Raw genomic sequence first — 12,758 nt, forward strand, 5'->3', positions numbered from 1 at the left:
CGGGCGCTCAGGGCTGCTGCTTGGGCGGCACCAGGCTCAGCCGCGCCGATCCCGGACGCGGATTCAGCAGGCGTTCCAGCGCGGCTGCCGGCAGCGGATAGGAATACAGGTAACCCTGCCCCTCGTCGCAACCGGCCTTGCGCAGGAACGCGTGCTGCCCCTCGCGCTCGATGCCCTCGGCGATGGTGCGCAGGCCCAGGCTGCGCGCCATCGCCAGGATGGCCTCGACGATCGCCACGTCGTTGGCATCGTGCGGCAGGCTGGTGACGAAGGAGCGGTCGATCTTCAGCCAGCTCACCGACGGCAGCTTGAGGTAGGCCATCGACGAGTAACCGGTGCCGAAGTCGTCGATCGCCACCTCGATGCCCAGCTGGTGCAGCGCGCGCATGGTGTGCTGCGTCTCGTCGCCCAGCCGCAGCATGGCGCCCTCGGTGATCTCCAGCGCGATGCGCCGGGGGGCGATCTGGAACTCGCGCATCGCCTTGCCCAGGCCACTGATGAAAGCGGGATGGGCCAGCCAGCGCGCGGACACGTTCACCGCCACGCGGAACTTCGGCATCCCCGCGCGATCCCATTCGCGGATCTGCGCGCAGGTGGCCCGCAGCACCCATTCGTCGATGTTGCGGATCAGGCCAAGGCTTTCGGCCACCGGGATGAATTCGCCCGGCGACAGCTCGCCGCGCTCCGGATGTTGCCAGCGCAACAACGTCTCCACCGCCTCGATGCGCCCGCTGCGCAGGTCCATGCTGGGCTGGAAGCGCAGGCTGAACTCGTCGTTGGCCAGGGCACGGCGCAGCTCGGACACCAGTTGCAGGCGCTGGCGTGCGTTGGCCTGCATCAGCGGCGTGTAGAAACGCAGCGTATTGCGCTCGCTGCTCTTCGCCGCGTACATCGCGGCATCGGCATTGGCGATCAGCGTGGCGGCATCGGCGCCGTCCAGCGGATAGCCGGCGATGCCGATGCTGGCGCTCAGCACGATCTCGCTCTCGTCCACCATGATGGGTGCGGCCAAGCTGGCGAGCAGGCGCTCGGCCACGATGCCGGCGTCCTCGCGCAGCTCGAGCCGCCCCAGCAGCACGGTGAACTCGTCGCCGCCGATGCGGCCGGCCACATCGTTCACGGAGATCTGCTTCCTGATCCGCTCGGCGATCTTGCACAGCACGCGATCGCCCATCGCGTGGCTGTAGCTGTCGTTGACGATCTTGAAGGCGTCGAGGTCGATGAACAGCACGGCCGCCGCGATGCGCGCCCGCCCCGCGGCGGCGATCGCGGCATTGCACTGCCGCTCGAACGCGGCCCGGTTGGCCAGCCCGGTGAGCGGGTCGTGCGTGGCCAGGTGCTCCAGCCGCTGCCGTTGCGCCTTGGCCTCGTGGATGTTGCTGAACACCGCCACGTAGTGCAGCACGCGGTGCTGCGCGTCGCGGATCGCGCTGATGCTCAGCTGCTCGGGGTAGGTGCTGCCGTCGTGACGCCGGCTCTGCACCTCGCCGCTCCAGTGGCGGCCTCCGGCCAGCGCCGACCAGATCGATTCCAGCAAGGGCTCGCCGTCGGGCATGCGGCGTATCTCGTCGAAGCGGCGCCCCAGCATTTCCTGCGTGTCGAAGCCGGTGATCTCGGCATGCGCGGCGTTGACCGAAACCACGCGGCGTTCCGCATCGGCGATGATCACGCCCTCGGCGATGCCGGCCAGCGCCTCGGCCGCCACGCGGCGCTCGCGCTCCATCGCCACGCGTTCGGAGATGTCGCGGATGATGGCTTGCCGCACCTGGCGACCGCCCCAGTCGACCAGGTTGCTCTCGATCTCCACCGGACGCTGGACGCCGCTGCCGTCGGCCCGCAGCATGCCGGTGGCACCGCCCTTCGCCTTCGACTGCAGCCCGTCGGCGAACAGGTCCTCGAAACGGCGCCCGCTCAGCGGTGCGCGCGCGCCGTTGATCCACGCCCTGGCCGTGTCGTTCGCTTCGAGGATGCGACCTCCGCTTTCGTCAATCATCATGATCGCGTCGTTCGCGCTGTCGAACAGCAGGCGATAGCGCTCCTCGCTGTTGCGTATGCCCTGCAGGATGTGGCGCGCCATGCGCAGCCACAGCAACGAGGCGACGATGGCCGCGGCAAGCACGGCAAGGAACAGCACGGTGCCGATCCAGGCCGCGCCATCCGCGATCTGCGCAGAGAACACGTCGGTACGCGGCCCGACGAACCGGTTGGCTTCCGCGATGCGCGCACGCGTGGCCGCCACCATGGCCGGCGTGATGCTGCCGTCGGCATAGGCCCGCTGCAGGTTGCCGGCGATGTGCTCCAGCTCGTCGATGGTGTCGTCGGTCGAATACCACGCGTCGATGGCCGGCTTCATGTAGGGCGCCGAGGAGAAGTGGCGCATGATGAAGATCATGCCGTTGATCGCCTCGGGGATCACATGGGCGCTGCGGAACGCCTGCCAGACGGCGGCATGGTCGTAATGGCCGCTGGCGATGGCGTCGCGGGCCCAGCGATCCGCGGCCAGCACCTTCATGTTCTTGCGATAGTCCGCCAGCACCTCGGCATGGCCGCCCTGGGCGTAGATTTCCAGGTCGATCACCGCCTGCTTCTGCGCCTTGGACCAAAGACTCTCGCCGTTGAGGAAACCGGCGAGAGTCACCTGGATCTGCAAGGCCCCCCAAGTCAGGCTCAGGATCAAGCCAACCACGAACGCCAGCGCGATCGCCAGCGGAAGCAGGTGTTGCGACACTGACTTTGGTCGGCTTGGAATCATGCCCTGCCTTGTCGTGACCCTGAGAACGCGCCGGAAGCACTCACGCACCCCGGCTGGCCGTCGCCGGGGTCAGGCTGCGACGTCCGCCCACACCCCCCGCCTCCCCGGGCCCCTCATGCAATGGTCGAGGGTGATGGCCATGCTGGTGTAACTGCGACGCACGCATTCGCCCAGGTGCTGGACCTGGTCCACCCCTGGCGCCATGCCGACCAGGGTGCAGACGATTTCCAGCGCCTCCCACGGATGAGTATCGTCATAAGCCGCGTGAAGTTGAAGCCAACGCAGGCCCTTGGTACGCCCCGGTTCGGGCAGACTCTCGGCGTAGACCGCACTTTCGTAGATCCGCTGCGACCACTCGCCGGTGGCGCCCTCCACCGCGTAGTTGGTGGCCGCGATGCCCGCCGCCAGCCCGCCGCCACGGCTCACCTCCTCGCACCACGAGGCCAGCACCTGGCTGCCTGCCGGGGGCCGCCCCATCGTCACCTCCTCCTGGCGCACACCGGCGCTCTCGGCCCAGTTCAGCCAGTACTCGGCGTGGTTCTGCTCGACGCGGATGTTGCGCACCAGCCAGCGCCGGGCGAGGTTGTCGCCCGGGCTGCGGCCATAGCTGGTCTTCAGCAGGTTGTGGGCCATGTAGGCCGGGAAACGCTCGATCACCGGCCATACGCCCACCATGAAGTTGCGCGTGGATTCCTGGTCGAGGCGCGCCTCGCTCATCCTTGCCCACAATTCGTGCTGGACCACGCCCTGCTTCGCCTGCTCGCACTCCGCCACCATGTCCTGCGCCCAGTGCGGATAGCTGTCCAGTTCGGTCAGCGGGCCGGTGCGTTCAAAACGGGTATTCATGTGATTCTCCTGAGTCGGTTGGGATGCCCGGCGATATGTCGCTGCGGGATGGCCGCCTCGGGGGCCGGGCGCCCGCGAATCGGCCGCCGTCCATCGCCATGCGCGATGGACGGCCGAGTATGCTGTCGTTCGATCGCGGCGCGGACCGGGCAACACCCATGCCCCCATGCGCCGCGCCGGGGCGAGGCGGCGGCGGATACACGCGTCCCGCGGCCCGGTTCACTCGCCGTACGGAAAGCCGCCAACCCTTGCCGCGCAAGGCTTCCGGGACGAGTGCCGGCATCCACGCGCTGAACCCAGCCCAACGCGACGCCGCGCAGCAGTCGCCGCAACCGCTGCGGCTGCGTTATTGATGCCCACACTGCAACCGGGAGGACGCCATGCAAGCCCACACCACCACGACCAACCTTTCCCTTCGCCGCCACTGGCTGGCGAAGGGTGCGGCAGCCCTGCTCGCCGCAGCCGTCGCCGTCGCCATCCCCAGCCGTGCGCATGCCGGCGTGTTCGTCTCGGTGAACATCGCGCCGCCGCCGCTGCCGGTCTACGTGCAGCCGCCCATCCCCGCGCCCGGCTACATCTGGACGCCGGGCTACTGGGCCTGGAACGGCGTCGCCTACTACTGGGTGCCGGGTGCCTGGATCCTGCCGCCCTACGTCGGCGCGCTGTGGACCCCGGGCTACTGGGGCTGGAGCGGCGGCGTGTATCTCTTCCACGCCGGCTACTGGGGTCGCACCGTGGGTTACTACGGCGGCATCAACTACGGCTACGGCTACGGCGGCCACGGCTACGACGGCGGCTACTGGCGCGGCGGCGGCTTCTACTACAACCGCTCGGTGAACCACATCACCAACAACATCACCAACGTCTACAACAGGCCGGTGGCGGCGGGTGGTGCCGTCGGCCGCGCCAGCTTCAACGGCGGACCCGGCGGCGTCCGTTACGCACCGCGGACCAATGCCGAGCTGCGCTCGGCCAACTACGCGCCGCGAAGCAGCGCCGCGGGTTACCAGCCGGCAGGCAACGGCGGCTACCGTCCCACGCATTACCAGCCGCAAAACTACTACCACGAGCAGCCGGCCTACCGTCCCGCGCAACAGGCGTATCGTCCGCCGCAGGGCGGCGCCGCCCAGCCCGCCGCGCGTCCGGCGCAGAGCGCACGCCCGGCGCCACGCAGCGGCGGCAATGGCGGCGGCGGCGAGGACCGCCATCACCACAACTGACCTGCCGCCACGGCATGCATGACGAACAGGCCCGCCACATGGCGGGCCTGTTCGTCGGGGATAGGCCATCCGTCGCCTTGCCGGATCATGACGGCGGCCGCAAGATGCCCCGATGTCCACCTGCAGCGGTGCCGCACGCATGCCCACCCGCCGTCCGACCTCCGGCCTGCGCCGTACCCGCGCGTGGCCAGTCCTGGTCGCCCTCGCCATCGGCATGCCGGCTGCGGCATCGGCGCAAACCGCCGAACACGCACGCCTGCAACATGAGGCCGCCGCGGTGACCATCACCCGCGATGACTGGGGCATCGCCCACGTGCACGGCCAGAGCGACGCCGACGCGGTGTTCGGCATGGCCTATGCCCAGGCCGAGGACGACTTCAACCGCGTGGAGACGAACTACCTCACTGCGCTGGGCTGGACCGCGCAGGCCGAAGGCGAATCCGCGGTCTGGCAGGATCTGCGCCAGCAGTTGTGGACCGATCCGGTCGAGCTGAAGAAGCTTTACGCGCAAAGCCCCGGCTGGCTGCAGAAGCTCATGAACGCCTGGGCCGACGGCCTCGACTGGTATCTAGCCACGCATCCGGACGTCCATCCGAAAGTGATCACGCACTTCGAACCGTGGATGGCGCTCTCCTTCACCGAGGGCAGCATCGGCGGCGACATCGAACGCGTGCCGCTGGAAAAGCTTGCCGCGTTCTACGGCGACGAGCACCCGGCGCTGGCCGCGGCCAATCCGCCGAGCTGGGCCGAGCCCACCGGTTCCAACGGCATCGCCATCGCGCCCAGGCTCACCACCGACGGCCATGCGCTGCTGCTGATCAACCCGCATACCTCGTTCTATTTCCGCTCCGAGCTGCAGATGTCCAGCGACGAGGGCCTGGACGCCTACGGCGCGGTGACCTGGGGCCAGTTCTTCGTCTACCAGGGTTTCAACCGGCACATCGGCTGGATGCACACCTCCACCGGCCTCGACGCCGTGGACGAGTTCGCCGAGACCATCGTCCACAAGGACGGCGGGACGTACTACCGCTACGGCAAGGAACTGCGACCGGTGACCGAACGCGAGATCGCCGTGCGTTACCGCGCCGCCGACGGCTCGATGAAGACGCGCAGCTTCACCGCGTACTTCACCCACCACGGCCCCGTCGTGGCAAGCGACGGCGGCAAGTGGATCGCCGAGGCGCTGATGGACAGGCCCGTCGCCGCGCTGGAGCAGAGCTGGCTGCGCACCAAGGCGCACGACTACGCCAGCTACATGAAGGTGGCCGAGCTCAAGGCCAACTCCTCCAACAACACCCTGTTCGCCGACGACAAGGGCGAGATCGCCTTCCTGATGCCGCAATTCGTGCCGAAGCGCGACGACCGCTTCGACTACACCAGGCCCGTGGACGGCAGCGACCCGGCCACCGACTGGCACGGCCTCACGCCCCTGGACGAACTGCCGCAGGTGGTGGACCCGCCGAACGGCTGGGCGATGAACACCAACGACTGGCCGTATTCCGCCGCCGGCCAGTACAGCCCGAAGCAGGCCGACTTCCCGCGCTACATGGACACCTTCGGCGAGAACCCGCGCGGCATCCACGCCACCGGCATGCTCACCGGCGCCAGCGGTTTCAGCATGCCCAGGCTGATCACCGACGCGTTCGACTCCTACCTGCCCGAGTTCGCGAAGCTGGTCCCGCTACTCACGAAGGACTATGACGCCCTGCCCGCCGGCGATCCGCTGAAGGCGAAACTGGCCGGACCCGTTGAACTGCTGCGCCACTGGGACTACCGCTGGGGCATCGCCTCCATGCCCACCTCGCTGGCGGTGTTCTGGGGCGACACGCTATGGGACGAGAGCGTGGCCAGGGCGAAGGTCGCCGGCATCTCGCCCTACGACTACATCGCACGCGACGGCGGCGCGCGGGATCGCCTGCACGCGCTGGACGAAGCCGTGGACCGCCTTGTGCAGGACTTCGGCAGCTGGGGCGTGGCCTGGGGCGGGATCAACCGTTTCCAGCGCCTCGACGACGCGATCAAGCCGCACTTCGACGACGGCAGGCCCAGCATTCCGGTGCCCTTCGTGTCCTCGCGCTGGGGCTCGCTGGCCTCGTTCGGCGCGCACCGCTGGGCCGGCACGAAGAAGTACTACGGCTCCAGCGGCAACAGCTTCGTGGCGGTCGTCGAGTTCGGCCCGCGCGTCAGCGCGCGTGCCGTCACCGCCGGCGGCGAAAGCGGCCAACCCGGCTCCCCGCACTTCACCGACGAGGCCGGGCGCTACGCCAGCGGCAACCTGCGCACCGTGTACTTCTGGCCGGACCAGCTCAAAGGCCACACCGAGCGGGTGTACCATCCCGGCGGATGATCCGAAGCCGGCCGTGCAATGCGGCCGGCTTCCATCGCAAGGGGGCCGAAATGAAACGTGCAGTCGTTTTGCTCGCCGTTCTGCTTGCGCCCGCATCAGCATGGGTGCTGCAAACGGCGGCGGCAGCGTCGCCGGATGCCGCGATCCATGCGGCCGAGGCATGGGCGTTTCCCAAGCCGCATTCGCCGGACACGAGCTTGCCGAAAGCCTCGCAGGTAGCAAAGCCGGACCCGCACGCACCGATGCACGTACCCGGCAGCACGCGCACCTACACGCGCGCGGAATTGGCGGGCGGCTTCGAGGTCGCGGACTGGTTTCCGCAGAACCATCCGCCCATGCCGCACATCGTCGCGTTCGGGCGCAAGCCTGCCTATGCGTGTGCGGCGTGCCACAACGCCGGCGGCGAGGGCTATCCGGCGAGCGCCTCACTGTCGGGGTTATCCGTCGCATACCTGCGCGAACAGTTGCAAGCGTTCCGCGATGGCCAGCGTTACAACGACGTGATGGCGAAGGAGGCCCGCAACCTCGACCAAGCCGATGAGCAGGCCGCCATCGCGTATTTCTCGGGGCTGAAGTTCACGCCGCACGTCAGGATGATGGAAGCGGCAAGCGTGCCGAAAACGCATTGGAGTGGTGATGTGCTGGCGCCGAACAAGAACGGCGCGCGCGAACCCATCGGCGAGCGCATCGTCGAAGTCGCGCCGGAAGACGGCGAACACGGCAGCGAACATGTCGTCTATACCGCTTACGTGCCGCCGGGCAGCATCGCGGCGGGCGAGCAAATCGCGGCGCACGGCGCGGGGACGGCGCCGTCCTGCGAGTCCTGCCACGGCGCAGCCCTGCAGGGCGTGGGCGACATTCCGTATCTGGCAGGCCGCTCGCCGACTTTCATCGTGCGCGAACTGATCCTGTTCCGCCTGGGCAAGCGCACCAATGCCGGCGCCGCGCCGATGGTGCAGGAAGTCTCGCATCTGACGCTCAAGGACATGATCGATGTCGCGGCGTATGCCGCGTCGCGTGCGGGATCGAAAAATGATGCCGTTCGCCTCTCCGCCGATGAAGCGGTTTGCGCGCAGGGTAGCGTCACCGGTGCCAGGGAATGCGTCGCCCGCCCCCTGGCATCCGCTCGGCCCCTTGCCTTGCGGGGAGAGAAAACAAACCGCGAGCTGACCATGCTGTCCGGCGTGCCGGCCCCCCGGCCTGCGACTGCCCAGACCGTGGCAATACCAATCAAAAGTGCATCGGAGGGTTCATGAAGACGCTCACTGCGTGTGCGGTTGCGGCACTTGCGGTTTCCGGCATCGCCAGCGTGCATGCGGCGAATGCCGGCAAGACGTTGGTCACCATCGATTACACCGACATCATCGCGCCTGCCGAGATGCAGGCGTACGTGGCAGGCATCAAGGCCTACACCCGGTGCCTGCGCGAGCACGGCGTCACGTTCAGCGAATACGCCGTCAGTCACGAAACCGGCCGCAACACTTACGAGATTTCGTTCGAGCGCGAACCCATGACGTGGGCACAGCGGGACGAACTGGGCAGTGAATCCAGGCCATGCAAAGCGGTCTTCAACGCGCAAGTCGATCCGCACCTCGAAAGCGAGAGCGGCGCGGTCATGACGGAGGAACCGGAGCTGAGCCACCTGCCCGCAGACGCGAAGAACCAGGCGCCGCCGCAATTCCTGCACGTCTTCAACTACACCCTGAAGTCCGGGCCTGCTGCACATGCCACCTTCGCCGACGCCGTCAAGAAGATTGCGGCGGCAGCCGCCAGGACGAAGTGGCCGTATTACTGGAACGTGGTGGCCGTCGAGGGTGGTGGCGAGGGGGCGCCGGACTATCAGCTGGCGTTCGGCGGCAAGGACTGGGCCGGCGTCGCGGCCGAACCTGAGCCGTCGTTGTGGAAGATAGTCGCGAACGCCTACGGGCAGTCTGAGGCGGGAGCGATTCGCAAGTCACTCGACAATGCGATTGCAAAAATTTTCGATCACTTTGATCGCTACAACGCGGAGCTGAGCTATATCGCCGGCATCAACAGTAACGGGCCTGTTTCTCGCATTTCCGGCACACCGGTGGGTCAATGAACGCACCGGAAGCCGGGCTTCACCTGTCCTGGCGGGACCAGGACGCGGTCATCGCGCTGTGGCACGAGCTGACGGAGTTTCCGGCGTCCGATCCGCAGAATGCCCTTGACCACTGCCTGCGTGCGCTGGCGCGGCAGATCGGCGCGGTCAACGCCACGTGGGTTGGCGCGATCCGCGAGAAGAACTGGGAACGCAAGAATCCCCACGATCCACTGCTTGGCTGGCGACCGAACGTCTGCCTGACCCTCAATCCCACGGACGAGTGGCAGCGCGCCCACGAAGTAGCCATGGATGCCGTGCGGAACAACTACATGGATCCGCAGACGGTCGCCCTGGCAAGCCGTTCCGGGCAGAACCGCTGCTTCTTGCGCGATGAAGTCGTCAGTGACCGTGACTGGAAGCGGGACCGGATCAATCGGGAAGTGCTCGCGCCGCTGGGTATAGGCCACCGCCTGATCGGCGCCTCGGCGACGGCGCCGGGAGCCGAATCCTATTTGATATTCGACCGCGGGGACGGGCGGGGGTTCGGGGCGCGCGAGCGCGACTTGCTGGCATTTTTCCTGCGCGGCAGCACGCTGCTGCATCGGGAGATGTTGCAGATGCACGGATTGCTGAATGCCTTTCGGCCGCTCAGCCCCCGCGAACGCGACGTGCTGCGTCTGCTGCTGACCGGGGCTTCGGAGAAGGAGCTTGCCTGCGCGCTGAAGCTCACCCCGGCCACGACGCACCAATACGTCGTGGCAGTGCTCCACAACTTCGGCGCGCACAGCCGCGCCGAACTGATGGCGCAATGGCTGCGCCGTCTCACGCCTGCTCCGATCGCCCCTACTGATCAGTAGGGTTGTGTCGTTTCTGCGGGAGACGAAGAATCCTTCAATAGTGTCCCCTCATGACCCGGCAGTCAGTAGGTCGGCACATATTCTGGCGGTTGCATGGGAGCTGCCCACCCCACTTCGCCCAACCGGGTAGCCGAGGATGGCTGCACGTTGGCCTCAATCATTGTTCGGAGGACGTATGAAGATCCTGACTGTGTGTGTGGTTGCGGCGCTCGCAGCGAGTGCTGTCGGAAATGCCGTTGCGGCAGATTCGGGCAACGCTGTCGTCTGGCGAGATTTCACCGATACCGTTGCCCCCGCCCAGCAACTGGCGTACGAAGCCGGCATCAAGGCTTACAACCAGTGTCTTGCCGAGCATCACGTCAAGTTCAGTGAGCCGACCGTGACCCATGAAACCGGCAACGACTACATGTATTCGTCCGACGTGGGACCGATTACGTGGGCCGATATGGACACCCTCGACGCCGAGGCCAAGGCCTGCGACGCGACTTGGCGTGCGCAGGGCAACCCGCACCTGAAGAGCGAGACCAGCGCGTTCATGATCCTTCAACCAGACATGAGCAATTTGCCCGCCGGTTGGCAAACGCATGCCGCGCCGCCGATCCTGCGCGTGATCGACTACACCTTGAAGCCGGGGCGTGAAGCCGAGACGGCATTCAGCAGTTCGATCAAGAAGATCGCCGCGGCAGCCGCCAAGGCCAAATGGCCCTACTACTGGATGACCGCGCAGATCGAGGGCGGCGGCGACGGCGCACCCGATTACATCCTGGTGATCCGGAGCAAGAGCTGGGCCGAGGTCGGCGCCGAGCCAAACCCCGCGCTGTGGAAGATGGTCGCGGGCGTATACGGCCAGGCCGACGCGGACGCGCTTCGCAAATCGCTCGACGATTCGATCGCGAAAGGATCCGACCACTTCGACAAGTACAACGCCGACCTCAGCTATACGGCCGGCAAATAAGCGCAACGCGAAACTCCGGGTGACCGACCAGCCACCCGGATGTTTTGCTTGCCCCGCCATCGAACGACCGTCCGGGCGGGCCGTATCGGGGTGTCCGGACGGTCGTCCCTGCCAGCAAATTCCTGCGCACGGTGTATTTCTGGCCGGGCCAAATGAAAGCCCATGTCGAACGGGTATACCATCCCGCCGATTGAGTTTCGCAGTTCGGCGACCGCGCCGCTCGCGGCCTGGAAACTCTCGTCACAGGGGAATTCCGCCGTGAAACGTTCGCTCCTTTTCGGTGCGACGCTGCTCGCGTCCGTTTCGTCCGCCCACGCTGCCCCGGGAAACCAGGTCGCCTACAGGCAACCCGTCATCGCCTTCACCCACGCCACCATCGTCGACGGCACGGGCGGCGCCCCGGCCTACGACCAGACGCTGGTGATCGACAAGGGCCGCATCGCGGAACTCGGCCCCGCATCGGGTACCGCCGTCCCGGCCGGCGCGACCGTGATCGACGCCCGCGGCAAGACCCTGCTGCCCGGCCTCGTGATGATGCACGAGCATCTGTTCTATACAACCGGCAATTTTGGTGGGCCGCCGTTCGTCTATTACACCCCGATGCCACACACTTTTCCGCCGCTTTACCTTGCCGGCGGCGAGACCACCATCCGCACCACCGGTTCGATGATGCCGTATGCGGATGTGAATGTGCGCAACGACATCACCGCCGGCAAGCGCATCGGCCCCGACATCGATGTGACCGGCCCCTACCTCAATGGCGCCGAATCGCTGACGGAAGACATGCACGTGCTGGCCGACGCGGCCGACGCCACGCGCACCGTCGATTACTGGGCTGGCGAGGGCGTCACCTCGTTCAAGGCCTACGATCACATCACCCGTGCGGAATTGAAGGCCGCGATCGACGCGGCCCATGCGCATCACGACAAGATCACCGGGCACCTGTGCTCGGTGACCTATCGCGAAGCCGCGGATCTCGGCATCGACAACCTCGAACACGGATTCTTCGTGGCCTCCGATTTCGTCAATGGCAAGCAGCCCGACGAGTGCCCGGGGTACACGGCCACCTTTGCGGCGGCAGCCGGACTTGATCCCGATTCGCCTGCGGTCGAATCGCTCATCAAGCTGCTGGTTGCAAAGCACGTCGCATTGACGTCCACGCTGGCCGTGTTCGAGACCGGGGTTGCCGGCCAGCCGCAAGCCCCCGAGGCAGCGCTGGCCCTGTTGAATCCGCCATTGCGCGAGCACTACGAGAAAATGTGGTTGCAAAGACAGACGCAGAAGACGCCCTTCATCAGCAAAGCGGTTTTCCACAAGCTCGGGCAGCTGGAGAAGCGCTTCGTCGAGGCCGGCGGTCTGCTGATGGGGGGAAGCGATCCGACCGGCTACGGCGGCGTGGTCCCGGGTTTCTCGTCCAAGCGCGAGCTCGAGTTGCTGGTGCAAATCGATGGCTTCACGGTTCCGCAGGCAGTCGAAATCCTGTCGCTCAACGCGGCGAAATTCGAGGGCCGTGCAAAGGAAATCGGTTCGCTAGCGGTCGGCAAGCGCGCCGACATCGTGGTGATCAACGGCGATCCGGCGAAGGACGTCAGCGCCATCGAACACATGCCGCTGGTGTTCAAGGACGGCATCGGCTACGACACCGCTGCGATCTTCAAGTCCATGCAGGGCGCGATCGGGATGAACTGACGACCACCAGGATTTGCCGCCCCCAGC

9 protein-coding genes are annotated in these 12,758 nt (G+C 66.7%); 7 read left to right on the plus strand and 2 right to left on the minus strand.

From position 1 onward, the window contains the following. Positions 1-7: 7 nt before the first annotated feature. On the minus strand, positions 8-2,728 hold the full coding sequence (locus IHE47_RS14630; protein WP_343227488.1) for an EAL domain-containing protein: 2,721 nt from the start codon (positions 2,726-2,728) through the stop codon (positions 8-10). Between the two features lie 93 nt (positions 2,729-2,821). Next, positions 2,822-3,598, minus strand: coding sequence for an iron-containing redox enzyme family protein (locus IHE47_RS14635; protein ID WP_192107085.1), 777 nt, complete (start codon positions 3,596-3,598; stop codon positions 2,822-2,824). 380 nt (positions 3,599-3,978) lie between these two features. On the opposite strand from IHE47_RS14635, the gene IHE47_RS14640 reads away from it, so the two are divergent. The 7 genes from IHE47_RS14640 to IHE47_RS14670 all read left to right on the plus strand — a co-directional run bounded on the left by IHE47_RS14640 (position 3,979) and on the right by IHE47_RS14670 (position 12,731). Further along, positions 3,979-4,818 carry a YXWGXW repeat-containing protein gene (locus IHE47_RS14640; RefSeq protein ID WP_192107087.1) on the plus strand — a complete coding sequence of 280 codons (840 nt, stop codon included), beginning with the start codon at positions 3,979-3,981 and terminating at the stop codon, positions 4,816-4,818. Between the two features lie 214 nt (positions 4,819-5,032). Continuing rightward, a complete protein-coding gene (locus IHE47_RS14645; protein ID WP_225561977.1) occupies positions 5,033-7,165 on the plus strand; it encodes a penicillin acylase family protein in 2,133 nt (710 codons plus the stop codon). 50 nt (positions 7,166-7,215) lie between these two features. Next, the gene (locus IHE47_RS14650) at positions 7,216-8,421 is read left to right on the plus strand and encodes a cytochrome C-binding protein (protein ID WP_192107089.1); all 1,206 of its coding nucleotides are present in this window, start codon (positions 7,216-7,218) and stop codon (positions 8,419-8,421) included. After that, positions 8,418-9,248, plus strand: a complete 831-nt coding sequence (locus IHE47_RS14655; RefSeq protein WP_192107091.1) for a hypothetical protein — start codon at positions 8,418-8,420, stop codon at positions 9,246-9,248. Before IHE47_RS14650 ends, IHE47_RS14655 begins: the two co-directional genes overlap by 4 nt. Further along, positions 9,245-10,087: a helix-turn-helix transcriptional regulator gene (locus tag IHE47_RS14660; RefSeq protein ID WP_192107093.1), complete on the plus strand. Its 843-nt coding sequence runs from the start codon at positions 9,245-9,247 to the stop codon at positions 10,085-10,087. Before IHE47_RS14655 ends, IHE47_RS14660 begins: the two co-directional genes overlap by 4 nt. Positions 10,088-10,262: 175 nt before the next feature. Continuing rightward, positions 10,263-11,042, plus strand: coding sequence for a hypothetical protein (locus tag IHE47_RS14665; protein WP_192107095.1), 780 nt, complete (start codon positions 10,263-10,265; stop codon positions 11,040-11,042). Positions 11,043-11,300: 258 nt separating this feature from the next. Beyond that, positions 11,301-12,731, plus strand: coding sequence for an amidohydrolase family protein (locus IHE47_RS14670; RefSeq protein WP_343227489.1), 1,431 nt, complete (start codon positions 11,301-11,303; stop codon positions 12,729-12,731). Positions 12,732-12,758: the final 27 nt, after the last annotated feature.

It is taken from the genome of Rhodanobacter sp. DHB23, assembly GCF_014842975.1.
Taxonomy (GTDB): Bacteria; Pseudomonadota; Gammaproteobacteria; order Xanthomonadales; family Rhodanobacteraceae; genus Rhodanobacter_A.